The following is a 24261-nucleotide window of genomic DNA, read 5'->3' as shown; positions in this document are numbered from 1 at the left end:
GTCTTGATGCTCCTGTGATCAGTGGATGCGCGCGAGGTGCGTGCAGCCGAAGATGTGCTCGCGGGTGCGCTGGGCGATGGGGAAGGGGCGGTCGACATCGCACCCGTACATGTCCTGCTCCACGATGGCGAAGATGTCGGGATCGATGGCCGCGACCGCGTCGATGATCGGAGCGAGATCCGGCACGCCGTGCGGTGGCTCGACCATGATGCCCTGGGTGACGGCATCCGCGAACGGGACGTCGTTCTTGAGGACGTCGAACAGGAGCGACGTGTCCACTTGCTTGAGGTGCAGGTAGCCGATGCGATCGGGACGGTCCTGGATGAGCTTGACGTTGTCGCCGCCGTAGTACGCGAAGTGGCCGGTGTCCAAGCACAGGTTCGTGTAGCGCGGGTCGGTCTCATCGAGGAACCGCAGCACCTCGCGGGTCGTACCGACATGACTGTCGGCGTGCGAGTGGAACTGCTGCTTGACGCCGAACTCCTCGAGCAGCGCCTTACCGAGTCGGTCGTGGCCGGCCGCGAGCTTGCTCCACTGATCGTCGTCGAGAGTGCGCGCCTCGAGCACCTCGCTCGTGGCGTCACTGCGCCACAGGTCCGGGATGACGACGAGGTGCTCGGCGCCGAGCGTGGACGCCAGTCCTGCCACGGCCAGCGCCTGGTCCCATGCGCGCTGCCACTGGTCGTCGCCCTTGTGGAAGCCGGTGAACACGGTGCCCGCCGACAGCTTCAGGCCGCGCGAGCCCAGCTCGTCCTCGAGCTGATGCGGGTCTGTGGGGAGGTATCCGTACGGTCCCAGTTCGATCCAGGAGTACCCCGCGGCCACGACCTCGTCGAGGAAGCGTCGCCACGGCACCTGGTTCGGGTCGTCCGGGAACCATACCCCCCAGGAGTCGGGGGCCGTGCCGATGCGGAGGCCGGGGTTGTCGCCGGCGACGGCGCGAGCGGCGGTGTTGTCGATGTCGTTCATGTCTCTCTCCGGTGAGTGAAGGGTGCGGGATCAGCCCAGCAGCGGACGCTGGCGGGTCTGCTTCTGCTCGTACTCGGCGCGCGCGCGCTGGGTGCTGTCGAGGGTGGACACCTGCGGCACGGGCACGTCCCACCAGCCATCACCGTCAGGGGCGTAGATGAGCGGGTCGCTGTTGATGTGGATGAACGTCGAGGCCGTCGATGCCTTCGCCGCCACCAGCGCCGCGGACAGGTCGTCGATCGACCGCGGACCAGGCTCGATCTCGACCACGTCGAGACCGTAGCTGCGGGCGTTGGCCGCCAGATCGACGGGGAGCACCTCGTCGCCTTGGAAGTTGCGCGCATCGGTGTCGTATGTGCGGTACCAGGTGCCGAAGCGCTCGGAGCCGACGGTCTCGGACAGATGCCCGATGGAGGCGTACCCGTGATTCTGGATCAGCACGACGATGAGCTTGATGCCCTCCGCGACGGCCGTTACCAGTTCGGTGTTCAGCATCAAGTACGACCCGTCGCCGACCATGACGATGACGTCGCGGTCGTCGCCGTCCGCGAGCAGTCCACGCTTTGCCCCCAGCCCTCCGGCGATCTCGTACCCCATGCAGCTGAAGGCGTACTCGACGTGGTACCCGAGTGGGTCGCGGACCCGCCACAGCTTGTGCAGATCGCCGGGAAGCGAACCGGCAGCCTGTACGACGACGTCTCGAGGACCGCTGGCACGCTGAACCGCGCCGATGATCTCCGGCTGGCCGGGAAGCGCGCGCTGAGACGGTTCGAACGCCCGATCGACCGCGGCGTCCCACGCACTCTTCTCTCGGGCCGTGCGGGTCGAGAACTCGGCCGACACCTTGTATCCCGCGAGCTCGACGAGCAGCTGGGCGAGCGCCTCACGGGCGTCTGCGACGACAGCCACCTGGCTTCCGTGCTTGTACGCGTCGAAGGCGGCGACATTGATGTTGACGAAGGTGACGGCGGGGTTCTGGAAAGCGGTTCGCGACGCGGTCGTGAAGTCGCTGTAGCGGGTCCCGATACCGATGATCACGTCGGCCTCGGCGGCGGCGCGGTTCGCCGCGAGGGTTCCGGTCGCGCCGATCCCCCCGAGGTTCTGCGGGTGGTCCCATGCGAGCACCCCGCCGCCGGCTTGGGATGTACCCACGGGGATACCGGTCGCCTCGACGAGTTCGCGCAGCACGTCCTCCGCGCCGGAGTAGAGCACTCCCCCGCCGGCGACGATCAGCGGTGCCTTGGCCCCGCGGATGACGGAGACGGCGCGGGCGAGCGGGCCGCGTTCCGGCAGCGGGCGACGGATGTGCCATTCACGCTCCTGCAGGAACTCCACGGGCACCTCGAGCGCCTCGGCTTGCACGTCCTCGGGGAGCGAGATGGTGACGGCACCCGTTTCGGCGGGGTCGGTCAGCACCCGCATGGCCGCGAGCGCGATGGAGAACAACTGCTCGGGCCGCTGGACCCTGTCGAAGAAACGCGAGAGCGGACGGAACGCGTCGTTCACGGTGAGACCGATGTCCCACGGCTGCTCCAACTGTTGGAGCACCGGGTCGGCCACCCGCGTGGCGAAGGTGTCGCTGGGCAGGAGGAGGGCCGGGAGGCGGTTCGTCGTGGCCAGCGCGGCACCGGTCAGCATGTTCGCCGCGCCGGGGCCGACGGATGCCGCCGAGGCGAAGGTGGCACGACGGCGGTGCATGCGCGCGAAGCCGACGGACTGATGCACCATGGCCTGCTCGTTGCGGGCCTGGTGGTAGGGCATCAGATCGGGGTGGTCGACATTCGCCTGCTTCAGTGCCTGGCCGATGCCGGCGACATTGCCATGTCCGAAGATGCCGAACATCCCGGGGATGGTCCGCTCGCGGATTTCACCGTCGACGGTCCACTGGTTTGCGAGGAACTCGATGAGCGCCTGGCTGACGGTCATCCGTCTCGTTGCTGACATCACTGTCGTCCTTGCTCGTTCGTGTAGGGAAGGCGGTCGTCGAACGCCTGTCCGGTCCAGGTCTCGCGCACCCACGCGTGCGCGGGGTCGTCGCTGATACGCCATTGCCGCTCCGGGTCAGGACCGGCCATGACGTTCAGGTAGTAGAGGTCGTACCCCGGAGCGGCAACGGCCGGACCGTGGTATCCGTAGGGCACGAGGGCGATGTCGCCGGTCCCCACGCGGGCGTTGATGTCGATCTCACCCGCCGGAGAGGAGTAGGTGCTGAACATCCCGAACGCGTCCTCGCCCCGACCTCCCCGCACGGGGGCGGACTCGAAGTAGTAGATCTCCTCGAGACGCGATTCGTGACCGGGCACATGTTCGTCGTGCTTGTGCGGCGGGTAGGACGACCAGTTCTCGGCGGGGGTGATCACTTCGCAGACGATCAGGCGCGCGGCATCCAGGCTCTCGGGGGTTCCGAAGTTGTGCACCTGCCGGCTGGAGCGCCCCGCACCCCGGAGTTCGACGGGGGTCTGCGCGGCGGGGATGTACTGCCACGGCCGTGCCTCGTTCGTCGGGGCCTCCGCGACCGCGAACCGGCCCTCGCCCTCCACGATGGCCGTGGTCCCCGTCGGCAGATAGAGCACATCGGTCGGCCCCTCGAACACGGAACGCCGACCGTGAAGCCGCGTGTGCCATTCACCGGGGTGATGACGGTGGGTGACGACGAACGAGCCGGAGAGCGGCACGACGATGCGCTCGACACCTCTCTCCGACAGCTCGACCGCGTCGTGCTCGCGCAGTTCACCGATTCGGACACCGGTGTACTGCCAGCCGGGGAGCGAGTCGTCGACGACGCTCACCCATCCGGGTCGTCGAAGATCTCCGCGGCGGTGGAGCCAGCGCTGAGGGTCGCTGCTCATCTCAGTTGTTCTGGGGGAAGCCGAGGTTGATGCCGCCGTGGGTGGCGGGGTCGAGCCAGCGGCTGGTCACGGCCTTCTCGCGGGTGAAGAAGTCGAAGCCGTGCACGCCGTACGCCTTGGCGTCGCCGAAGAGGCTCTTCTTCCAGCCGCCGAACGAGTGGTACGCCACGGGGACGGGGATGGGCACGTTGATGCCGATCATGCCGACCTGCACCTCGTTCTGGAACCGGCGGGCGGCTCCTCCGTCGTTGGTGAAGATGGCGGTGCCGTTGCCGAACTCGCCGCTGTTGATCAGCTCCAGCCCCTCGTCGTACGAGGCCACGCGCACGACGGAGAGCACCGGTCCGAAGATCTCCTCGGTGTACGCGCGGGAAGTGGTCGGTACCCGGTCGAGCAGGGTCGGCCCGAAGAAGAAGCCGTCCTCGTGGCCGGCCACGCTGTAACCGCGGCCGTCGACGATGACCTTCGCGCCGTCGCTCTCGGCGATGTCGACATAGGACGAGACCTTGTCGCGGTGCACGTCCGTGATCAGGGGTCCCATGTCGGGTTCGATCCCGTCGACACCCGCTCCGGCACCGATGCGCAGCGTCGCGATCCGATCGGCGATCTTCCCGATGAGGTCATCGGCGACGGGCTCCACGGCGAGCACGACCGAGATCGCCATGCAGCGCTCGCCCGCGGCGCCGAAGCCGGCGTTGACGGCGGAGTCGGCGACGAGGTCGAGGTCGGCATCCGGCAACACCAGCATGTGGTTCTTCGCCCCGCCCAGAGCCTGCACGCGCTTGCCGTTCTTCGCGGCCGTCTCATAGATGTACTGCGCGATGGGGGTCGAGCCGACGAACGAGATCGACTGCACGACGGGGCTGTTCAACAGGCCGTCGACGGCGAGCTTGTCACCCTGGAGCACGGTGAACACGCCGTCGGGGAGGCCGGCTTCCTTCCACAGTCGGGCGAGCCACAGTGCTGCGGAAGGATCCTTCTCGCTGGGCTTGAGGACCACCGCGTTGCCGGCGGCGATGGCGACGGGGAAGAACCACATCGGCACCATCGCGGGGAAGTTGAACGGGCTGATGACACCGACCACCCCGAGCGGCTGCTTCAACGAGTAGACGTCGACGCCGTTCGAGGCGTTCTCGCTGTAGGCGCCCTTGATGAGGTGGGGGAACCCGGTGGCGAGTTCCACGACCTCCTGGCCGCGGAGGATCTCGCCCATCGCATCGGAGCGGACCTTCCCGTGTTCGGCCGTGATGATGTCGGCCAGCTCCCCCTTGCGTGCGTTCAGCAGCTCGCGGAACGCGAAGAGCACGGTCTGACGGCGGGCGACGGAGTATCGACTCCATACGTCGAATCCACGGCGCGCAGACTCGATCGCTTCGTCGATCTCGTTCTGGTCCGCGAGCGCGACGTGGGCTTGGATGACGCCCGTGGCGGGGTTGTAAACGGGTGCGGTGCGACCGCTCGTGGACTGTCGCTCTTCCCCGTCGATCCAGTGCGAGACGGTGCGGGTGTCGATGATGCTCATTGGTGGTCCTCGAAGTCAGGCGGAAACGGTGAGTGTCGGATGTACGAGCGCGGCTGCGGCGTCCACGGCGCGCGCGACGTCACCGTCAGGCGGATAGAGAAGGGTTCGACCGACCGTCAGGCCGCGCACGCCCGGCAGCGTCAGCGCGTCCTCCCACGACGCGAAAGTCTCGTCGGGGTCGACGCCCGCATCCCCTCCCAACAGCAACGTGGGGAGGGTGGTCGACGCCATGACGCGTTCCATGTCATCGACGACGGGGAGCTTCATCCACGTGTACGCCGACGACGCGCCGAGGCCCGCCGCGATGGCCACGGAGAGGATGACGGCATCCGTCGACAGGTCGTTCACGATTCGCCCGTCCGACCAGGTGCTCATGAACGGCTCCAGCATGATCGGCAGCTGAGAAGCCGATGCGCGCGTCACGGCATCGGCGGTCGCCTGCAGGGTCGCCGCGGTGCCGGCGTCGGAGAGATTGATGCGCACGAGCGTCTTGGCGAAGTCGATGCCGGCCCCCACCATGGCATCCACCGTGTAGGCGCCGTAGCGGTCGTCCATTTCGAAGGACGCGCCACGCAGGCCCCCGCGGTTCATCGACCCGACGACGATCTTGCCCTCGAGCAGTCCGAGCGCGGCGAGATCGTCGATGATGTCCGGGGTCCCCAGCACTCCGTCCACCCCCGGTCGAGCGAGTGCTGTGGCGAGACGGTCCAGCAGCAGGTACCGGTCGGCCATGGCGGTCGAGTCCGATCCCACCCCCAGGGCGCCTCGAGCCGGGTGATCGGCTGCAACGATGAACAATCGCCCGTCGACGCCGAGCAGATCACGGTGCGCCCGACCCGCGAGCGACTGGGTGATGAGGGCGGGACGCGACGCGCGGATGTCGCGCAGACGCTCGAAGTCATCGGCGGTCAAGGTGATGCCGTTCATCGGCGGGCCTCCTCGAGATGGGTCATGACCTCGGCCGCATCGGGCATGGCCGTGGAACACTCGCGCCGCGACGCGACGATGGCCCCGGCGACGTTCGCGAAGCGGAGGATGCGCTCGAGGTCCCAGCCGGAGAGAAGCCCATGACACAACGCCCCGCCGAAGGCGTCGCCGGCACCGAGACCGTTGACGACGTCGACGAAGTACGGCGGGACCTCGACCGACTGCTCGGCCGTCTTCGCGAGCACCCCGCGGGGGCCCTGCTTGACGACGGCAAGGGCGACGCCTCGCTCGAGCAGCGCATCGGCCGCCCGATGCGGGTCCGTCTCGCCGACGGCGACCTCGCACTCTTCGCGGTTTCCGACGGCGACCGTCACGTGCTGCAGAGCCTCCGAGACACGCCGGGACGCTTCCGCCGGGGACTCCCAGAACATCGGCCGGTAGTCCAGATCGAGGACGGTGTGTTCGCTCCGGCCACGGCGAGCCCACGCCGCGAGGTGGGTGCCGTAGCTCGGCTCCTGGGACAGGCCCGTCACCGTGGCCCACACGATGCGCGCGGCCTCGAGGTCGATGTCGTCGAGCTGGTCCGACGAGATGTTGAGATCAGGCGCCTTCGGCTCGCGGTAGAAGTAGAGAGGGAAATCGTCGGGTGGGAAGATCTCGCAGAAGGTCACCGGCGTGGGGTACCGCTCGTCGACCGCCACCGCGGCGTCGTCGACGCCCAGCCGCCGCAGTTCGCGGTGCAGGTATCGTCCGAAAGGGTCGTCGCCCGTCCGCGAGACGAGCGCGACGTCGTGGCGGTACCGCGCGGCGGCGACCGCGACATTGGCCGCACTGCCGCCCAAGTACTTGCCGAACGTGGAGACCTCTTCAAGCCCCACGCCGTCCTGGAGGGGATAGATGTCGACGCCGAGTCGTCCCATGACGACCACGTCGTAAGTGCGTTTGGTCATACTCCGCTGTACAACTTCCTGTGTCGAGGCTTATGTCCTAACAATAACACATGGGTGGTCAACCGCAATGGGGGCGATGCAGAGATGCGATTTTTCGACGATGTAACATTGTCGGAACAAGGGAGCGACTGTGAGCAACGAGGTGCACTGGCCCGACCGGCTTTTCGACGACATCGACCGCAACGGCCCCATACCGCTCTACTTTCAGGTCTCGTCGCGACTGGAGGCGGCGATTCGTTCCGGCGAGATTCCGCAGGGGGCGCGCCTCGAGAACGAGATCGCCATCGGCGAGCGCCTCGGCTTGTCCCGCCCGACCATCCGGCGCGCGATCCAAGAGCTCGTGGACCGCGGCTTGCTCGTTCGCAGGCGCGGCATCGGCACCCAAGTGGTGCAGGGCCAGGTGACCCGCCAGGTGGAGCTCACGAGCCTGTTCGACGACCTCCAACAGACGCATCACACGCCGGGGACATCGGTCCTCGAACACGAAGTCATCCCTGCGCCTGCCAACGTCGCCGAACACCTCGGGCTAGCCGAGGGAGCCGACGTCCTCCACATCCGCCGGCTGCGTACTGCGGACGATTCACCGGTGGCGATCCTCCAGAACTACTTCCCCGCCGACGTCACGGACCTCACGCGCGAAGAGCTGCAAGAGCGTGGCCTTTACCAGATACTCCGGGCGCGCGGCGTGACCATCCGGGTGGCCAATCAGCGTATCGGCGCACGACGCGCCCACGATGACGAAGGCCGATTGCTCGAGATCGACCGTGACGGTCCGGTACTCCTGATGGAGCGCACCGCGTTCGACAACGCGGGCCGAGCCATCGAGTACGGCCTTCACATCTACCGCCCCGACCGCTACAGCTTCGAGACGACGCTCGTCGCGAAATAGGAGCAGTCGGACGATGTCACGCACCGCGGCGGAGACGAAGACGGGCGACTCACCTCAGCCGGACATCGAGTGAGCACCCGGCGAAGAAGCCGACCCCGGCGACGCGAAAGGTGGGGGTGGGCATGCCCACCCCCACCTCCGCGTCATCTCAGTTCTGCGCGGCGTACGACGCCTCGACAGACGACGTGGTCTTCGTCCCGTCGATCGTGGCCGTGGCCGTGACCGTCGCCGTGCCCGCGGGGATCGTCGCCTTGCCGGAGCCGATGGCCGCGCTGACCGTCTGTCCCGGACGGACGGCGGCGAAGGACTTCTTCCCGTACGCCGTCACGATGTCGATCTGCACGGGCACCGAGGAACGGTTGACCGCGGTGACGGTGACGTACGCCTTGCCGCCGATCTTGCGGGCGGATGCCGTGGCATCCACCTTCAGAGCGGTCGCGGCCGCGGCCGGCTTCATCGCGGTGAAGGTCAGCTTGTCCATGTTCGGCGCCCATTGCGAGCGCAGCCCCAGGGTGGGGAAGCGCTGTGAGATGAAGGTGGTGCCGTTGAAGTCCGGCGCCTCCTTGGATGCGAACGAGACGGTGTTCTCCCCCGCCTTCAGGTGTACGGGAACCGTCAGCTCCCAGAACTGGTTGGCGTTGTAGCTCTGCGGGAAGAGCACCTGCTGCACGGCGCCGCCGTTGACCGAGACGTCGGCGCGACGAGCGACCGGGTCGGGGTTGTAGTGCGACGCCGGCGACTGCTCCTCGTTCGAGTAGCGCACCGTCATGGCGTACGTGCCCGCCTGCGCGACCGTCAACTTGTGAGTGAGGGTGTTGGCGTTGTTCTGGGCTCCACCGATGCCGACGACCGCCTTGCCGCCGCTGGCGAGCGAGAGATCCTGCACCTTCGCCGTGCCGGCGAGGACGCCGGCCTCGGCCTCGATCGTCTGCGCCGCGAGCTTGCCGCCCGAGGCGCCGACGGCGATGCGGTCGACCGCGAGGGTTCCCGTGCCGCCCAGGATCTCGATCTTGTTGATTCCTCCGACCAGGAACGCGGGGATGCCGGCGGTGTCTGCCACCTCCCCGACGTCGACGCCGTTCACCCGGACCTTGCCGGTGCCGCCGCCGAGGGTCTTCACCTCGAGCGTCTTCTCCGAGTCGTCCTTGTTGTAGACCCAGAAGGTGGCCGACTGGTTCGCGCCGACGCCGACGTATCCCGAGCCCGAGACGCCGCCGCGGTCGTACGCCGCCGTCGCGCCGTGCAGCACCGCGTTCTCGGCCTCGTAGATGGGCGTGTAGGCGGCGTTGGGCAGTGTCACGTCGATCTTGTCGATGATGGCGGCACCCGTGGTCGCCTTGGTCCCGTCGAGGCTGCGCGCCGCGAGCGTGATCGTGTTCTTGCCGGCGTTCAGGGCGACCTTGGTGTCGGTGTGATCCCAGACGACCCACTTGTAGCCGAGGTCGGCGTAGATCTCCTGCTCGGCGGCGCCGTTGACACGCAGGAACATGTTGACCGGACCCTGCGCCTCGTTGCGGCTCTCCTTGTTGTAGGCGTTGGCGAGGACGCTGAGGTCGTAGGTACCGGCCTGCGGCACGTCCACCTCGAAGTTCAGGGCCAGGTTCGAGTTGGTCTCGATGCCGCCGACGTTGCGTTCACCCGAGGTGTAGAACTTGCCGACATCCGCCGGCGATCCCTCGGGGCCGTTGTTGTAATACGGCGCGCCCGTGTGAGGTGCGGACTCGGCTTCGTAGACGCCGCGCCACGAAACGGCGGGCTGCGACGGCGAGGTGGTGTCGGTGCCGGGTGTGACGACGATCTCGTAGGCCGAGTCCTTGCCCAGCGCCGGCAGGTCGCCCTCGCCGAAGCCGAGCTCGACCGATCCGTTGCGCACCGGAGCCTCGAACTCCTTCACCGTCTGCGGCTCCGCGGAGTCGCCGATCTGTCCCGTCCACCGGATGTCGCGGATGAGCACGTGGGCGTCGCCACCCATGTACGACGGCACGTTGTCGACGAACACCTTCTGCGCACCGGTGGATCCGCCGATGAGGGCCTTCACCTGCTGCTTCGCGTCGTCGATCGTCGCGACACCCTGCAGGGTGTAGCTGACGTCGGGCTGCGGGGGCGTGACCCGGACGGTGTCGCCGGTCATGTTGCCGTAGGAGTTCAGCAGCCACCACTGCCCGTTGCCGCGGTTGGCCTCGACCGCGGAATCCGACAGGTTCCCGTCGATGTTCCAGTACGCGATGTCGCCGTCGACCTTCGTGTCCTCGATCGCCGAGATCCACTGGATCATCTGCGCGGGGACGGAGGTGTGGTAGTTGAAGGCGTACTCGTTGAGGTTGATCGGAAGCTCGGTGCCCTCCCGGTCCGTCCCGGCGAAGAAGCTCTTCTCCCAGGTGCGGTAACGGGCGACGCTGGATCGGATGGTGGCGGGGTTGCTCAGCTCGTGCCAGGTGACGACCTCCGGGACGGTGTCGTTCGCGACCGTGTGCTTCATGAACCCTTCGACCTGGTTGAACAGCACGCTGGTGTTCGGACCCGCGATCCGCGCGTTCGGCAGCTCCGCCTTGATCGTGCGGTAGAAGTCGTCCCAGGCGGCGAAGAACTGCGTGGGGTCGTCCAGCCAGCTGACGCCCCAGAAGCTCTCTCCCCCATTCCCGTACATGTTGCCCTCGGGCTCATTGAACGGGACGAAGACGATGTTGTCCTGGTACTCGGCGGGCAGTTGCTTGACCTGCTTCACCTGATCGATGACCGACTGCTTGAACCACGCCGTCTTCTCGGCGCCGCTGTTGCCCGGCACCTGGTACGGGAAGCCGCGGTTGATGTCGGTCATGTAGATGTAGACGTCGCCGTCGGAGGAGTCGGCGAGCGGCTTCACGACCTCGAGCGCGTCGGCGCCGGGGTGCTGCGGTCCGTCCTGGGCCTTGGTCGAGACGGTGCGGAGTTGGATGCCGTCGATGAGGTTGTTCGTGGGGAGGCCGGGTCCGTAGAGGCCGTAGAGGGTTCCCGATGCCCCACCCATGAAGGCGCCCGTGCGATCGGCGGCGTCGATCGTCAGCTCGCCGGGGGTGACCACCCGCACGGTCGCCGTGACCGCGGTGGTGGTTCCATCGATCACACCCTTCACGGTGAACGAGCCGCGCTGAGCGTATGCCGAGGAGGGCACCGCGTCCCAGGTGACGGGCGCCAGGCGCTCCTGCCCGTCACTGAAGGTCGCCCGGACGCCCGGCAGGCTCGGAGCCGTTCCCACATTCGTGCGCACCTGCGTCGACGTCTCGAGCACTTCGGTGACCACCGGAGCGTTCGACCCGGCCAGGTCGCGCACCTGCTGAGGCGACAGCACGGTGTCGTACACCTGGAAGTCGTCGATCGACCCCTTGAAGAACGGGTGGGCCCCGGTCCAGAACGGTTGGCCGATGTATCCCGAGTTCGGCGACGACGCTCCGTACAAGACCTGGGCGACGTCGACGCCGACGTTCGTCCGGCTCACCTCGAGGCCGTCGAGGTAATAGATGACGTTGTCGCGGTCGACGGTCGTGGTGACCAGGTGCCACCCGTCGGTGGGCAGGGCGGACGTCGCCCGCGCGCCGATCTCCTGACCGTTCGTGGCGGGCTTCGCGCTGGAGCGGGCCGCTCCGTCCTCGAACTTGGGCGTGTAGAAGGTGGCGCTGTTGCGGTCCTTGCCGAGGGTGTAGAGCCATTCGAAGGTCTCGCCGCCCTCCCACTTGACCCAGGACGAGATCGTCGTCGCCTGCAGGTCTTTGAACAGACCCGCCGGGACCGTGATGTACGGCGACGTCGTGGATGTGCGCGCTCCGCCCGAGAGTTGCAGGGCCTTGCCTCCCCCCTGTCGGTCGACGAGCTTCGCCGACCCGGGGTTCGCCAGGGTGCCGTTGCGTCCGTCGCCGGAGACGTCCTGGACCGTCGCGGAGGGGGAACTCGCGCCGTCGAAGTCGTAGTCCAAGATCAGGTGATCGGCGGCCGACGCCACCGTGGGGGCTGCCTGCGCCCCCTCGGGAACGGCCGGCTGGCCGATGGCGAGAGCGGCGATCGCCAGTCCCGCGGTGACAGCTGCGATGGGCTTGCAGGAGGCAAGCCTCGGGGATGACCTCATGGGGGTTCTCTTCCTCGTCGTTGAGTCGGTCCCGATTCGCCACATCGAACCGGTTCGACAACACGATAAGCGAGGATGCCGGTCCTGGCAAGGATCCGCGTCCTCCCCGGTGAACCGCCCCGCACGCGGCTGGCCCGAATGATCACCCATGTTCACGTCACCATCCCCGCGAGTGGGGCGGCGACGGCTGCCACCCCGTCAGGCCGTAGCGTGCCCGCGGTCGAGCGGCGGGTCGTTCGCGGGCGGCGCCGAGCGCGCGGTGTCTCGAACCGCTTCGCGCGCCGGGAGCGCGCCCCCTCGCCTCAGATCGTGTCGCCCTCGCCGGTCACGGACTGCCGGGGCCCCGTCCACCGTCACGGGCTCGCCGGTGGTCGGCCAGTCCCTCCGCGGCGCGCAGCACCTCGTACTGCTCCATCGTGATGACGGCCGCGACCGGTCGACCGCGACGGGTCAGCAGCACGGGCTGCTCCTGCACACTGTCGACGACCGTCGACAATCGCCCGCGCGCGGCTTCGATGGCCAGGCGATGCGCGCTCGCCCCCCTCGCCGACGCGGGTGCACGGGTCATGGCCGAAGAGCCCCCAGCGTCCGACGCACGCCGCCCCACGCGTCGGCCGTGTCTTCACGGACGAACAGCGGGATGCGATCGATCGGGGCATCCACCTCGATCTCGCCGCCCCCGCTCGTGCGCACGCCGGTCCACAGGTCACGCCAGTCGACGCCCGACGGCAGCACGACACGGCGCGACCGCGCCCCCGCTTCCATCACCGGGGCGACGAGCAGGTCGGACCCGAGCAGGAACTGGTCCCGCACCCGCCAACTGCGGGCATCGTCGGGAAAGTCGTGGAACTGTCCGCGCAGCACGGGCTGCCCGTCGACGTGCGCCTCCCGCATGACGGTCCGCAGGTAGGGGCGCAGCGCCTCGCGGGTGCGCAGGTAGCGCTCGAGCACGGGGGTCGCGGCATCCCCGAAGCTCCACACCTCGTTCGCACCGCCCGAGGGGGAACGCCGGGAGCCGTCGGCCGCGCGCACCGGGGTCGACGGCATCCGGTCGCCGTGCAGGCGCATGACCGGGCAGAACGCCCCGAACTGGAACCACCGCACGAGCAGCTCGCGGAAGCCCTCGTCATCCGGGTCGCCCTGGTGGAAGCCGCCGATGTCGGTCGTGAACCAGGGGATGCCGGCGACGCCCATGTGGATGCCGGCCGTGACCTGGGCGCGAAGCGCGGCGAAGCTGGAGGCGATGTCACCCGACCACACCAGGGCGCCGTATCGCTGGCTCCCCGCCCAGGCGGTGCGCAGCAGGTTGACGACCTCGCTCTCGCCGTCGGCCCACTGCCCCTCGGCGAACGCCCGCGCGAAGTGCTGCGGGTACAGGTTGCCCACCTGCGGAACGGGGCCCGCGTGGTAGCGGTAGTTGTCGTAGTCGTAGAGGCCGTACTCGGGCTCGGCCTCGTCGAGCCAGAAGGTCCGGATGCCGTGTCGAGCGTAGTTCTCGCGGCAGCGCTGCCACACGAACTCCCGCGCGCGGGGGTTCGTCGCGTCGAGGAACGCGCTCGGCCCCTCGAACGACATGTGCACGTCGAGCCCGCGCTCGGCGCGCACGAGCAGGTTCTCCTTCTTCATCACCGCGTAGTTCTCGCTGTCCAGCGCCACCTGCGGCCAGACCGACACCATCAGCTCCACACCGAGCCCGTCGAGCTCGCGCACCATCTCGGCCGGGTCCGGCCAGAACTCCTCTTCGAAACGGAAGTCACCCATCCGCGGCCAGTGGAAGAAGTCCGCGACGATGACGTCGAGCGGCAGCCCGCGCCGCACGTGTTCGCGCGCGACCGCCAGCAGCTCCTCCTGCGACGAGTAGCGCAGCTTGCACTGCCAGAACCCCAGCCCCCGCTCGGGCATCATCGGGGTGTGCCCGGTGGCGTCGGCGTACGCGCGGGCGATGTCGCGGGGCGTGGCACCCGCGGTCACCCAGTAGTCGAGCTGCTCGGTGGACTCCGCCGACCACTGCGTGCCGTTGGCCGCGAAGGTCGCCCGACCGATCGCGGGGTTGTGCCAGAAGAACCCGTAGCCCCGACTCGACATCACGAACGGCACGCTCGACTGCGAGTTGCGGTGGGCGAGCTCGAACGTGCAGCCCTTCAGATCCAGCACGTCCTGCTGGTACTGCCCCATGCCGAACAGATGCTCGTCGGTGGCGCTGTCGAACGACGCGATGAGGCGCACGTCTCCACCGGGGATGGGTCGATGCTCGCGCGCCACCAGAGCGAGGGAGCCACCGGCATCCCTCTCCTGGAAGAGTAACCGCCCGTCGGTGTCGTAGAAGGCCAGATGACAGAAGTTGCGGTCGTATCCCGTCTGCAGCTGGATGCCGCTGCGCGAGGTCGCCACCACGCGCAGCCGGCCGCAGGTCAGTGTCGCGCGAGCCCCGTCGATCTCGATCGCGGCCGCGGTGTCGGACGGGGGCAGGAGTGCCCAGTCGTGGTCGATGACGTCGTGCATGAGCCGCGCCCGCACGCGCACGCTGTCACGCCCCCAGGGCTCCACGACCACGGTCTCGCCGTCGCCGCGCCACGTGAGTCGCTCCCCCTCACGACGGAAGTGGGCGAGGTCGGCCGTCACGCGCGGGACCCGACGCCGGTCCCCGCCCCGTCGCCCGCGCCGACCTCGACCTCGGGCTGCGACGAGGACGCGCTTCGGCGCACATGGTCGTCGGCGAAGACGAGGTAGACGCTCGCCGTCCAGGTGTAGGCGCGGTCGCGCAGGCCCTCGCCGGTGATCGCGTCGAAGTTCTCGGCGAAGCCCGACTCCTCGCACAGCGCCCGGAAACGCTGGTTGACGGTGTCGGCCATCGCGCGGTGCCCGCCACGGCGCAAGCCCTCTTCCACGATCATGGTCGAGGGCGCCCAGATCGGTCCGCGCCAATACCCGTCGCTCTCGTACTCCGCCGTGCCGATGAGCTGCGTAGCAGGGCCCCACGACGTCAGATGGTGTCCGATCTGCTCCGCCAACTGCGCCCCGACCTCGGCGGGGAAGCGGTCGGAGGCGAGGATGGGCAGAAGGGTGAGGAGACTGGTGCGCTTGCTCTCGCGGCGGCTGTGACCGCCGACCGCGAAGAAGCCCTCGGCGTCGCGGAGCTCGGCGAGCAGCGCCTGCTGCACGCGGTCCCGCTCGGTGCGCCACGGGTCGCCGTCGCGGCCCAGTTCGTCGGCCAGGTCTGCGACGGCGTCGAGTTGGATGACGAGGAAGGCCGCGAGGTCGGGGGATTCGATCACGCGGTCGTGGTCGAAGGTGGTCGCGTTGTCCCAGCCGCTGTCGTTGCCGTGCTCGTAGGACGGCAACGCGCGACCGGGCGACGTCCGGTGATCGAGCCAGAAGCGCGACCAGCGCGCGAGGTGGCCGTAGACGGTCTCGAGCTCATCTCGCGTCAGCGGTCGCCCGAGTCGTTCACGCAGCCGCTGGAACGCCCAGCCGTGGATCGGCGGCTTCACGAAGTTGTAGAGCACCTCCGAATGCGTGACGGAATCGGGCATCGCGCCCGCGGCATCCTGATGGTCGAAGGGGGTCAGGAACTGATCCAGCGCCAGATCGGGCAGGCCGGGAGCCAGGGCGAGGGCGTTGAAGCAGTGGTCCCAGCTCCAGACCTTGTCCATCCAGTGCTTCGACATCAAGACCGACTCGCGGGCCAGGAAGCCGGCGGGGGCGACGGTCGCCGACCACAGCGTGTAGGCGGCCAAGGTCGCCGCCGGGGTCTCGTCGGTGCGCCAGCCCGCGACGGCGCCGAGGTAGTCGGCGAACTCGGCTGCCACCCGCTCCGCCACGGCGTCGAACGACTCCGCCGTTGCGTAGGGGGCCGCGGCGGATTCGATCTGCTCGATGGCGACCTCCCACGCCCCGTCGCCGCCGAGGGTCACCGCGCGCGCGTCGTCACCCAGCGCCTCGGCACCCTGCACCACGGCCGTGCCCGTCAGCACGGTGATGCGGTAGCGACGCCCCGTCTCGTAGGAGGTGAAGACGAACGCGCCGTCCGAGGGAGCGCGGAAGAAGTACGAGCCGGAGAAGGGGGTCAGCACCTCCGCCGCGTCGGCGATGGTGAACTCCCCCGCGTCGCCCGCGAGGCGCATCACGTCGCCCGACTCGAACACGGCCCGCGCGACCACCCGACCGTTCACCCGCCACGACAGCACAGCCGGGTCGGCGTCGACGACGGCGGGGAGCACCTCGCCGAACAGGGTGGGGACCAGTCGCAGGACGGCATGCATTCCGGTCACGTGCGAGACGAGGTGCACGTGCTCGGAGTGCGCGTGCAGACCGATCACCGGCGAGAGGTTCATCCACGATCCGCGGTAGCTGAAGGGGATCTCGCGCGCGTCGAACGAGGGCAGGGTCGAGGAGGTCACGGGGGCCTTTCGGGAGAGGGTGCGGTCAGTCCTTGACGGCGCCGGCGGTGACACCGGCGGCGACGTATCGCTGGGCGAGGATGAGCAGGACGGCGGCGGGAATGGATGCCACCACGGCGGTGGCCATGATCGCGTTCCACTCCTGGTTGTTGTTGCCGATGTAGCGGTAGATGCCGATGGTGATGGGCTGGAGCTTGCCGCCGCTGTTGAGCGTCGAGGCGAAGATGAAGTCCGACCACGACCACAGGAAGGCGAACAGGGCGACCGTCACCATCGAGTTGCGGCTGACGGGCAGGACGATCGAGCGGAACGTGCGCCACGTGCCGGCGCCGTCGATACGGGCGGCCGCCAGCAGTTCGTCGGGGATCCCCCGCATGAACGCGGTGAAGATCAGCACGCCGAACGGCACCGCGATCGTCGAATCGGCGAGGATCAGCCCCGGGATCGTGTTCAGGATGCCGAGATTGAGGTAGATCGCGTAGAACCCCATCGCCATGATGATCCCCGGGATCATCTGCGCGATGAGCAGCGCGAAGCTCAGGGCGTTCCCGCCTCGCGGGCGCAGCTTCGCCAGCGCGAAGGCGGCGGGAGCCGACAGCGCGAGGGTCAGGATCACCGTGCCGATGCCGATGACGAAGCTCGTACCGAGGAAGGGCAACTGGTCCGACAGCACTTTCTCGTACCCCTCGAAGGTGGGGGTGAGAGGGAAGAGGTCGGGGGGCGACTTGCGCATGTCGCTCTGCGGGGTGAGCGAGACGTTGACCATCCAGTAGACGGGGAACAACATGATCGCGGTCAGGATCACCCCGACCAGCGTGATCCACCAGGGACGACGTTTCATCAGACTTCCAGACGGCGCTGAGCGCGGATGTAGATGAGCCCGAAGACGAGCGCGATGACGATGAGCAGGTTGCCGACGGCGGCCGCGGGACTCAGGTCGGGCAGGGCCGAGCCGAAGCCGAGGCGGTACGACCAGATGGCGAAGGTCGTGGACGTCGAGCCCGGGCCGCCCCGGGTCATGATCCAGATGATGTCGAACACCTTCAGCGTGTACACCAGGCCGAGGAGGATCGTGATCGCCGACACCGGGCGCAGCAGCGGGAACGTGATGCGCCAGAACTTCTGCCACGCGTTGGCACCGTCGATGGCGGCGGCCTCGTAGATGTCGGTCGAGATGTTCTGCAGCCCGCTGTAGAGGATGACGAGATTGAACGGGATGCCGATCCAGATGTTCGCGATCAGCACCGAGACCAGCGACCACTGGGGCGAGGTGAGCCAGTTCACCTGCCCGAGCCCGATCGAGGTGAGGAAGAAGTTGACCACGCCCGATTCGGAGTTGAGCATCCACGACCACGCGGAGGCCGAGACCAGAAGGGGCAGCAACCACGGCACGAGGAAGAGTGCCCGCAGGGTCGCCGACAACGGGAAGCGCTGGAAGAAGAACACCGCCAGAGCCATGCCGATGGAGTACTGGAAGACGATCGACACCAGGGTGAAGGTCGCCGTGTTCATCAGCGCCGGCCAGAACGTGGCGTCCGCGAACACGGCGAGGTAGTTCGCGAACCAGACGAACGGCGCATTGCCGTCGATGAACGACCGCACCGTGTAGTCGCGCAGACTCAGATCGAGGTTGCGGTACAGCGGGTAGGCGTAGAAGACGGCCAGGTAGATGACGACCGGGGCGATGAACGCCCAGGCCGCCCACTGGCCCCGCCGCCGAGGACGGCGGGCGGCGCCGGGGAGGACGCCGGCTCCCGCCGACGTCCTCCCTCGACCACCACGAGCCGCTGACTCAGGGGGAGACTGTGTCAGGGTCATGTCGGTACTCGATTCCGTGGTGTGTGTGATCAGCCCTGGGCGCTCTGCTGCGCCGCGGTGAGGGCGTCCTGGGCGGACTGCGTGCCGGTCAGGGAGTTCTGCACAGCGGTCCAGAGCTGCTCGGAGATGACCGGATACTTCACCCCGAGGTTGTCGCCGGTGCGGGCCTGGGCGGCGTTGACCGCCTCGATCCAGGGCTCGAGCGTGGCGTCATCCGCCAGCTGCGCCTTCTGCGCCTCGGGCGTCGCGGCGATGTAGTTCAGCGAGTTGTCGGTGGCGACGACGTTGGTGGTGTCGGTGAGGCACGACACGATCTGCGCCGACTTCTCGTAGCGGCCGGTGTCGCTCTGCACCGGGAGGGTGAGGAACTCGCCGCCCGTGGGAGCGGCGGCGGCGCCGCCGTCCTTGGCGGGGATCGGAATCACCTCGTAGCCGGCCTCGGCTGCTGCAGCCTTCTGCCACGTGCCGTTCTCGGCGAAGGCGAACTCGCCGGTGAGGAACTCCTCCCAGCTCGTGGTCTGGGTGTTGTTGATCACCGAGTTCGGCGCCAGGCCCTTGTTGACCCAGTCGGTCCACAGCTGAACGGCCGAGACGGCGTCCGCCGAGTCGAGCTGGGTCAGCTCCGCTCCGGAACCCCAGAACCAGGGGAGGAACTGGAAGCTGCCCTCTTCTGTGCCGATGCCCGAGAACGTGATGCCCTTCTTGCCGGAGGCGACGACCTTCTCGAGAGCCGCGTTCAGGCTCGCCCAGTCGGTCACCGACGAGATGTCCACGCCCGCGGCGCTGAGCACCTGCGGGTTGTAGTACAGCGCGAGCGTGTTGGCGCCGATCGGGACACCGTAGGTCTGCCCGTCGACGACCGAGGCACCGAGGATGTTCTCGGCGACGTCGCCGGCGTCGAGACCGTTGTCGGTGGTCGAGGTCAACAGACCCGCCTCGACGAGCGTCGAGACGGCGGGGTTGTCGATCAGCAGGATGTCGGGCGAGTCGCCCTGCTGCCCCGACAGCAGCGCGCGGCTGGTCAGGTCGCTGGTGTCGAAGCCGGTGCGTTCTACGGTGACGCCGGCATCGGCGGCGCACTGGTCGATGACCTTCGCCCACTCCGACGTCTCGTCGTACTGGGGGTACGGGTCCCAGAAGGTGAAGGCCTCGGCCGTTCCTCCGGAATCCTGGCTGGTGCCGGTGCCTCCACCGGCGCAACCGGCCAGGACGCCGATGGCGACGGCGCCGATGGCGACGGTGCTGAGAGCCCGGGTACGGGTGATCTTCGTGCTCACTGCGATTCCTCTCTGAAGGTGACTGCGTTGTCGTTCGAGCAGGTGACGCGTTGAACCGGTTCGACGACGGGCGACGAGCGGGGACGCGCGTGACGCCCTTTCAGGCGGTGCTCCCCCTGTCGGTGAGCTCCGGCTCGATGAAGCGAACGACGGGCGGCCCGTAGTTCGGATCAGCGATGCGCCGAACCAAATGCTGGACCGCTTTGCGGCCCAGTCGGTCTGGAGACGTCTCGACCGCCGTGTACGGCAGGAGGAAGGTGCGCCCGAAATCACGGGAGTACAGACTGACCACCGACAGGTCGCGCGGGACGACGGTCCCCCGCTCGCGCAGCACGGCGGGGAGCGCCGCGATCGATGCGTCGTTGTGCACGATCAGCGCCGTCGCCTGAGGTCGGGCGTCGAGGATGGCGTTCAGGCTGCGTTCGATGGCGGGCTGCTGGGATTCGCCGTAATGCACGTGCAGCGACATGCCGTATCGCGCGGCACGTTCCAGAGCGGCGTCGCGGAAGCGCCAACTGTAGGCACCACCCCGATCGAAGACGTGCCGGGGCGGCGTGACGAGGATGAGGTCTCGATGACCGAGTCCGTGCAGGTGATCGACCAGCTGCCGCGCCGCCTCGCCGAAGTCGAGGTCGAAGACGTCGACACCCTCGGTGTCTTTGGGCAGGCCGACCAGAGCGCCCGGCTGGCGCGCGGCGCGCAGCGCGGACAGGCGCGGGTCGTCGTGCGTGACGTCGAGGAGCACCACTCCGTCGACCATGTTCGACGACGTGATCCGCCGCACGGACTCGGGCCCGTGATCGTCAGTGACCATGAGGATGTCGTAGCCCAGCTCCCGGGCGGCCGTCGAGACGGCGAGGATGTACTGCAGCATGGCCGGCGGGAACTCGTCGTCGTGGAACTGCAGTAGCAGACCCAGCACCATGGTCTGCGCCGTGGCGAGGGCCCGCGCTCCCGCGTTGACGGTGAAGCCGAGTTCGGCGATCGCGGCGTCGATGCGCGAGCGGGTCTCCTGCGAGATGGGACGGTTGCCCGAGAGGGCGTACGACACCGTGCTGCGGGAGACGCCGGCAGCCTTGGCGACATCGGCGATGTTGACCATGTGCCCTCCTCCCGCGTCATCGTCGAACTGGTTCGATTAGGCTAGCCGCAGTCCACGAGGAGCGCAACAACGTCCCGCCTCGGGGTCCGCGCCCAAGCCGAATAGCCCAAGCCCGACGCCCGAGCCCGACGCCCGCGCCCGCGCCCGACGCATGCGCCCGCGCCCGACACCCGCACCCGCACACGCACACGCACCCGACGCCCGCTCACACCCCCGTCGAGTGTCCAGGACACGCCGCGGCCCGCACGCATGGAGCGGCGCGTCGTGGACACTCAACGGGTCACTTGATGCCGCTGCGCGCGAAGCCAGCCACGAAGTACCGCTGGAACACAAGGAACACGATCGCGATCGGCACCACGTTCAGCAGGGCGTACGCCATCGTCGCGCCGTAGTCGCTGCCGAACTGACCCTGCAGATACAGCAGGCCGATCGGCAGCGTGAACAGCCGATTCTCGCGCAGCGCGATGAGGGGCCAGGCGAAGTCGTTCCACGACGACAGCAGGCTCATGAACACCAGCACCGCGATCAGGGGCTTCGACAACGGCAGCACCACGCGCAGGAAGGTCTGCACGTGACCCGCCCCGTCGAGCCGCGCCGCCTCGATCAGTTCGCGCGGGATGCCGAGCATGAACTGCCGCGCGAGGAAGAGTCCGAACGCCGATGCCGAGACCGGCAGGATCACCGCCCAGTAGGTGCCGTACAGTCCGGTGTCGGTGACGATGCGGAACAGCGACACCATGATCACCTGCACCGGCAGCACGAGGGTCGCCAGCGCCAGGAAGAACAGCGCCGTCGAGCCGCGGAACCGCAGCTGCGCGAACGCGTAGCCCGCGAGCAGGCTCGTCGTCACCGAGATGAGGGTCACCACGACGGCGATGGCGACCGAGTTACCGAACCACGTCGCCACGGGGAACGAGGTGAACACCCGCTCAAAGTTCTCGAAGGTGACCTCTCGCGGCCAGAGGCGCAGTTCGCGACCGCCCAGCAGCTCGGCGCGCGACGAGAACGCGACCGCGAGCATCCAATACAGCGGCGAAACCGCGGCGAGTCCCACGACGGCGACGATGATCGTGCGCAGCACCGTGCCCCGGCGCCGCGTCCGATCGGCGGCCCTCCGGCCGGCAGTCGCGGTCGGCGGGGCTACGGGAGACGCGGATGCCACCCGCTCGTCGACGCTCATTCGACCACGTCCTTCGTGTTACTGGCGCGATACTGCGCGGCGGCGAAGACGAGCGCGAAGACGAACAGCACCATGCCGATCGCGGCGGCGTAGCCCTGGTCGCGCGTGACGAAGCCCGTCTCGTACGCGTAAGTGACGAGCACGCTCGTCGCTCCCCCCGGCCCGCCCCCGGTGAGTACGAAGACGATGTCGAACACCTGGAACGAGAAGATGACGTTCAGCACCACGAGGAAGAAGGAGGTGGGTCCCAGCAGCGGCACCGTCACATGACGGAAGCGTTGCAGCCGGTTCGCGCCGTCGAGGGTGGCCGCCTCGTACAGGTCGGGGCCGATGCCCTGGAGCCCCGCGAGGTAGATGAGCATGTTGAAGCCCGTGCGCCACCACACCGTCGCCAGCACGATCGTCGCGAACGCCGGCAGCGCATCGGACTGCCACGTGACGGGCGAGAGCCCGACCGCCGACAGGAGACGGTTCAGGATGCCGGAGTTCTGATCGAACACGAGCACGCCGATGAGCGCGGTGGCGACGCCCGACACCGCCATCGGCAGGATCAGCAGCGAACGCCAGAGCGGGCGCGCCGGCAGCGCCGAGTTGAGCAGGGTCGCCGCCACGAGCCCCAGGATCATCGACAGGGGCGTCACCAGCGCGGTGAACAGCACGGTGTTGCCGAGGGCGCGCCAGAACAGCGGATCCCCCGCGAGCCGCGCGTAATTGTCGAGACCGGTGAATTCACCCGCTCCGAAGCCGTCGGTGCGCTGCAGGCTGACGATGAACGCCCCCACCAACGGCACGAGCACGAACACCAGCAGCAGCAGGTAGTTCGGTGCGATGAACCCGTAGGCGGCGAGCGTCTCGCGCCGCGCCCCGGGTCGGCGGGTGCGCATCTTCTCTCCCGACCCCGAACGACCCGACCGCGACACCGAGCCGGGCGGGGCGACCGCGGTGTCAGCCACCGGTGGCCGCTCCGATCCCCGACTGCAGGTTCGTCACGGTGGTCGCGGCATCCTGTGCGCCGGTGAAGGCGAGGTCGAGCTGCTCCTTCAGGACCGGGATGATCGCCGACATCGAGGGGCTGGCGACCTGCGCGACGTCCTGCGGCTGCACGAGCGAGGCCTGGCCCGCGAAGACGGGGCCGAGGTCGGGCCGCACGTCGAAGGTCAGGTCGTCGGTGAGCAGGTCGGTGCGGGTGGGGAGGAGGGATGCCGCGCGGCAGAAGTCGCGCATGGGGTCGGCGTTCGTGACGAACTCCAGGAATGCGGCGGCCAGCTCGGGCTGCTGCGTGTTCGCCGTGGCGACGAGCGCGTTGCCGCCGAAGTCGCTGCCGGCGCGGGCGTTCCGCGGCGCGAACGTCGCCGTCCACTCGAAGTCGGCGGTCTGCTCGGCATCCGGGATCTGGAACGCACCCGACCACACCATGGCGACCGACTGCGAGAACCACGATTCCGCCGCATAGCTCGACGAGGCGATCGTGTTGTTCGCCGGCACGTAGTTCTTCGAGAAGAAGGAGCTCGAGAACTCCACCGCCTCGCGGGCGGCGTCGGAGTCGATCGCCGGCGTCTTCTGGTCGCTCTCGAGGAAGGCGCCGTCGGACTGGAACAGCAGGCTCAACCAGCGCGTGACGCCGTTGCCCTGCCAGTTGTAGGCCCACGGCCACCGGTCGGCGGGCAGGCCCGCGCGCAGCCGCGCACCGAGGGCGTCGAGTTGATCCCACGTCCACGCCTGATCGGCCGAGGTGGGGATCTCCGACGGGTCGATGCCCGCCTGGCGGAACAGGTCGAGGTTGACGAGGATCGCCGAGGTGTCGGTGTGGTGCGGCAGTCCGAACGTGCCGTCGCCGTTCTGCACGGCCGCCCACGCCTGGGGGGTGAACTGGCTCTGGCGATCGGCCGAGAGCAGGGGCTTGAGGTCGAGCAGCTGTCCGCGCCCGGCGTAGGCGCCGAACGTGTAGTACGGCACCCGGAAGATGTCGGGCGGGTTGCCCGCCTGCAGTTGCGCGTCGATGTTCGTGAACATCTGCTCGTAGGGCACGGCGTTCAACTCGACGGTCGAGCCCTCGTTCGCCGCCTCGAACGCGGCGATCGCGGAGCGGAAGCCGGCGAGCTCGGCATCCGTCCCCCACGTGGTGAAGGTGAGTGTGCCCTGGCGTCTCTCGGCGGGGGCTGTCTGGACGAATCCGCAGCTCGCGAGGAGGAAGGGCAGCGCGAGCGCGCCCGATCCGGCGAGGAAGGTACGGCGTGTCAAAGGCATGTCGGACTCCGAACGTTGTGTCGCAACGAGGA

Annotated in this window: 18 protein-coding genes; 1 reads left to right on the top strand and 17 read right to left on the bottom strand. The window is 68.4% G+C overall.

Features of this window, described 5'->3' with window-relative positions; genetic code table 11:
• Positions 1 to 18: 18 nt before the first annotated feature.
• The 6 genes from QRO03_RS07170 to iolC are packed head-to-tail and all read right to left on the bottom strand — an operon-like array spanning position 19 to position 7217.
• Entirely contained in the window at positions 19 to 969 is a 951-nt protein-coding gene (locus QRO03_RS07170; protein WP_285136830.1) for a sugar phosphate isomerase/epimerase family protein, read from the bottom strand.
• Positions 970 to 999: 30 nt separating this feature from the next.
• On the bottom strand, positions 1000 to 2895 hold the full coding sequence (gene iolD, locus QRO03_RS07165; protein ID WP_285136829.1) for a 3D-(3,5/4)-trihydroxycyclohexane-1,2-dione acylhydrolase (decyclizing): 1896 nt from the start codon (positions 2893 to 2895) through the stop codon (positions 1000 to 1002).
• 17 nt (positions 2896 to 2912) lie between these two features.
• A complete protein-coding gene (iolB, locus tag QRO03_RS07160; protein WP_285136828.1) occupies positions 2913 to 3818 on the bottom strand; it encodes a 5-deoxy-glucuronate isomerase in 906 nt (301 codons plus the stop codon).
• Between the two features lies 1 nt (position 3819).
• On the bottom strand, positions 3820 to 5340 hold the full coding sequence (locus QRO03_RS07155; RefSeq protein WP_285136827.1) for a CoA-acylating methylmalonate-semialdehyde dehydrogenase: 1521 nt from the start codon (positions 5338 to 5340) through the stop codon (positions 3820 to 3822).
• 15 nt (positions 5341 to 5355) lie between these two features.
• Positions 5356 to 6267: a class I fructose-bisphosphate aldolase gene (locus QRO03_RS07150; protein ID WP_285136826.1), complete on the bottom strand. Its 912-nt coding sequence runs from the start codon at positions 6265 to 6267 to the stop codon at positions 5356 to 5358.
• A complete protein-coding gene (gene iolC, locus QRO03_RS07145) occupies positions 6264 to 7217 on the bottom strand; it encodes a 5-dehydro-2-deoxygluconokinase (RefSeq protein WP_285136825.1) in 954 nt (317 codons plus the stop codon). Before iolC ends, QRO03_RS07150 begins: the two co-directional genes overlap by 4 nt.
• Before the next feature lie 130 nt (positions 7218 to 7347).
• On the opposite strand from iolC, the gene QRO03_RS07140 reads away from it, so the two are divergent.
• Positions 7348 to 8106 (top strand): GntR family transcriptional regulator, encoded by a 759-nt coding sequence (locus QRO03_RS07140; protein ID WP_285136824.1) that lies wholly within the window; start codon positions 7348 to 7350, stop codon positions 8104 to 8106.
• A 148-nt stretch (positions 8107 to 8254) separates the two neighbouring features.
• On the opposite strand, the gene QRO03_RS07135 is transcribed toward QRO03_RS07140, so the two are convergent.
• The 11 genes from QRO03_RS07135 to QRO03_RS07085 all read right to left on the bottom strand — a co-directional run bounded on the left by QRO03_RS07135 (position 8255) and on the right by QRO03_RS07085 (position 24229).
• On the bottom strand, positions 8255 to 12205 hold the full coding sequence (locus QRO03_RS07135) for a LamG-like jellyroll fold domain-containing protein (RefSeq protein WP_285136823.1): 3951 nt from the start codon (positions 12203 to 12205) through the stop codon (positions 8255 to 8257).
• Between the two features lie 325 nt (positions 12206 to 12530).
• A complete protein-coding gene (locus QRO03_RS07130; RefSeq protein ID WP_285136822.1) occupies positions 12531 to 12773 on the bottom strand; it encodes a type II toxin-antitoxin system prevent-host-death family antitoxin in 243 nt (80 codons plus the stop codon).
• Positions 12770 to 14827, bottom strand: coding sequence for a glycoside hydrolase family 31 protein (locus tag QRO03_RS07125; RefSeq protein ID WP_285136821.1), 2058 nt, complete (start codon positions 14825 to 14827; stop codon positions 12770 to 12772). The genes QRO03_RS07130 and QRO03_RS07125 overlap by 4 nt, the downstream gene beginning before the upstream one ends.
• A complete protein-coding gene (locus QRO03_RS07120; protein WP_285136820.1) occupies positions 14824 to 16605 on the bottom strand; it encodes an amylo-alpha-1,6-glucosidase in 1782 nt (593 codons plus the stop codon). Before QRO03_RS07120 ends, QRO03_RS07125 begins: the two co-directional genes overlap by 4 nt.
• Before the next feature lie 25 nt (positions 16606 to 16630).
• Positions 16631 to 17446, bottom strand: a complete 816-nt coding sequence (locus tag QRO03_RS07115) for a carbohydrate ABC transporter permease (RefSeq protein WP_285136819.1) — start codon at positions 17444 to 17446, stop codon at positions 16631 to 16633.
• Positions 17446 to 18423 carry a carbohydrate ABC transporter permease gene (locus tag QRO03_RS07110; protein ID WP_285136818.1) on the bottom strand — a complete coding sequence of 326 codons (978 nt, stop codon included), beginning with the start codon at positions 18421 to 18423 and terminating at the stop codon, positions 17446 to 17448. Before QRO03_RS07110 ends, QRO03_RS07115 begins: the two co-directional genes overlap by 1 nt.
• A gap of 29 nt (positions 18424 to 18452) precedes the next feature.
• Positions 18453 to 19700 carry a sugar ABC transporter substrate-binding protein gene (locus QRO03_RS07105; protein ID WP_285136817.1) on the bottom strand — a complete coding sequence of 416 codons (1248 nt, stop codon included), beginning with the start codon at positions 19698 to 19700 and terminating at the stop codon, positions 18453 to 18455.
• A 100-nt stretch (positions 19701 to 19800) separates the two neighbouring features.
• Positions 19801 to 20802: a LacI family DNA-binding transcriptional regulator gene (locus QRO03_RS07100; RefSeq protein ID WP_285136816.1), complete on the bottom strand. Its 1002-nt coding sequence runs from the start codon at positions 20800 to 20802 to the stop codon at positions 19801 to 19803.
• 280 nt (positions 20803 to 21082) lie between these two features.
• A complete protein-coding gene (locus QRO03_RS07095) occupies positions 21083 to 21982 on the bottom strand; it encodes a carbohydrate ABC transporter permease (RefSeq protein WP_285136815.1) in 900 nt (299 codons plus the stop codon).
• Positions 21979 to 22935 carry a carbohydrate ABC transporter permease gene (locus QRO03_RS07090; RefSeq protein WP_285136814.1) on the bottom strand — a complete coding sequence of 319 codons (957 nt, stop codon included), beginning with the start codon at positions 22933 to 22935 and terminating at the stop codon, positions 21979 to 21981. Before QRO03_RS07090 ends, QRO03_RS07095 begins: the two co-directional genes overlap by 4 nt.
• Entirely contained in the window at positions 22928 to 24229 is a 1302-nt protein-coding gene (locus QRO03_RS07085; RefSeq protein ID WP_285136813.1) for an ABC transporter substrate-binding protein, read from the bottom strand. Before QRO03_RS07085 ends, QRO03_RS07090 begins: the two co-directional genes overlap by 8 nt.
• Between the last annotated feature and the right edge of the window lie 32 nt (positions 24230 to 24261).

Source organism: Microbacterium sp. lyk4-40-TSB-66, from assembly GCF_030209475.1.
Taxonomy (GTDB): Bacteria; Actinomycetota; Actinomycetes; order Actinomycetales; family Microbacteriaceae; genus Microbacterium.
This window is presented reverse-complemented; position numbering and strand designations above follow the sequence as displayed.

What these genes read in the sequence shown, in the direction of transcription:
- QRO03_RS07095 (WP_285136815.1), bottom strand. Translation starts at nt 21,982, where the DNA reads ATGAGCGTCGACGAGCGGGTGGCATCCGCGTCTCCCGTAGCCCCGCCG.
- iolC (WP_285136825.1), bottom strand. Translation starts at nt 7,217, where the DNA reads ATGACCAAACGCACTTACGACGTGGTCGTCATGGGACGACTCGGCGTC.
- iolB (WP_285136828.1), bottom strand. Translation starts at nt 3,818, where the DNA reads ATGAGCAGCGACCCTCAGCGCTGGCTCCACCGCCGCGGAGATCTTCGA.
- QRO03_RS07085 (WP_285136813.1), bottom strand. Translation starts at nt 24,229, where the DNA reads ATGCCTTTGACACGCCGTACCTTCCTCGCCGGATCGGGCGCGCTCGCG.
- iolD (WP_285136829.1), bottom strand. Translation starts at nt 2,895, where the DNA reads ATGACCGTCAGCCAGGCGCTCATCGAGTTCCTCGCAAACCAGTGGACC.
- QRO03_RS07170 (WP_285136830.1), bottom strand. Translation starts at nt 969, where the DNA reads ATGAACGACATCGACAACACCGCCGCTCGCGCCGTCGCCGGCGACAAC.
- QRO03_RS07150 (WP_285136826.1), bottom strand. Translation starts at nt 6,267, where the DNA reads ATGAACGGCATCACCTTGACCGCCGATGACTTCGAGCGTCTGCGCGAC.
- QRO03_RS07110 (WP_285136818.1), bottom strand. Translation starts at nt 18,423, where the DNA reads ATGACCCTGACACAGTCTCCCCCTGAGTCAGCGGCTCGTGGTGGTCGA.
- QRO03_RS07130 (WP_285136822.1), bottom strand. Translation starts at nt 12,773, where the DNA reads ATGACCCGTGCACCCGCGTCGGCGAGGGGGGCGAGCGCGCATCGCCTG.
- QRO03_RS07155 (WP_285136827.1), bottom strand. Translation starts at nt 5,340, where the DNA reads ATGAGCATCATCGACACCCGCACCGTCTCGCACTGGATCGACGGGGAA.
- QRO03_RS07135 (WP_285136823.1), bottom strand. Translation starts at nt 12,205, where the DNA reads ATGAGGTCATCCCCGAGGCTTGCCTCCTGCAAGCCCATCGCAGCTGTC.
- QRO03_RS07115 (WP_285136819.1), bottom strand. Translation starts at nt 17,446, where the DNA reads ATGAAACGTCGTCCCTGGTGGATCACGCTGGTCGGGGTGATCCTGACC.
- QRO03_RS07100 (WP_285136816.1), bottom strand. Translation starts at nt 20,802, where the DNA reads ATGGTCAACATCGCCGATGTCGCCAAGGCTGCCGGCGTCTCCCGCAGC.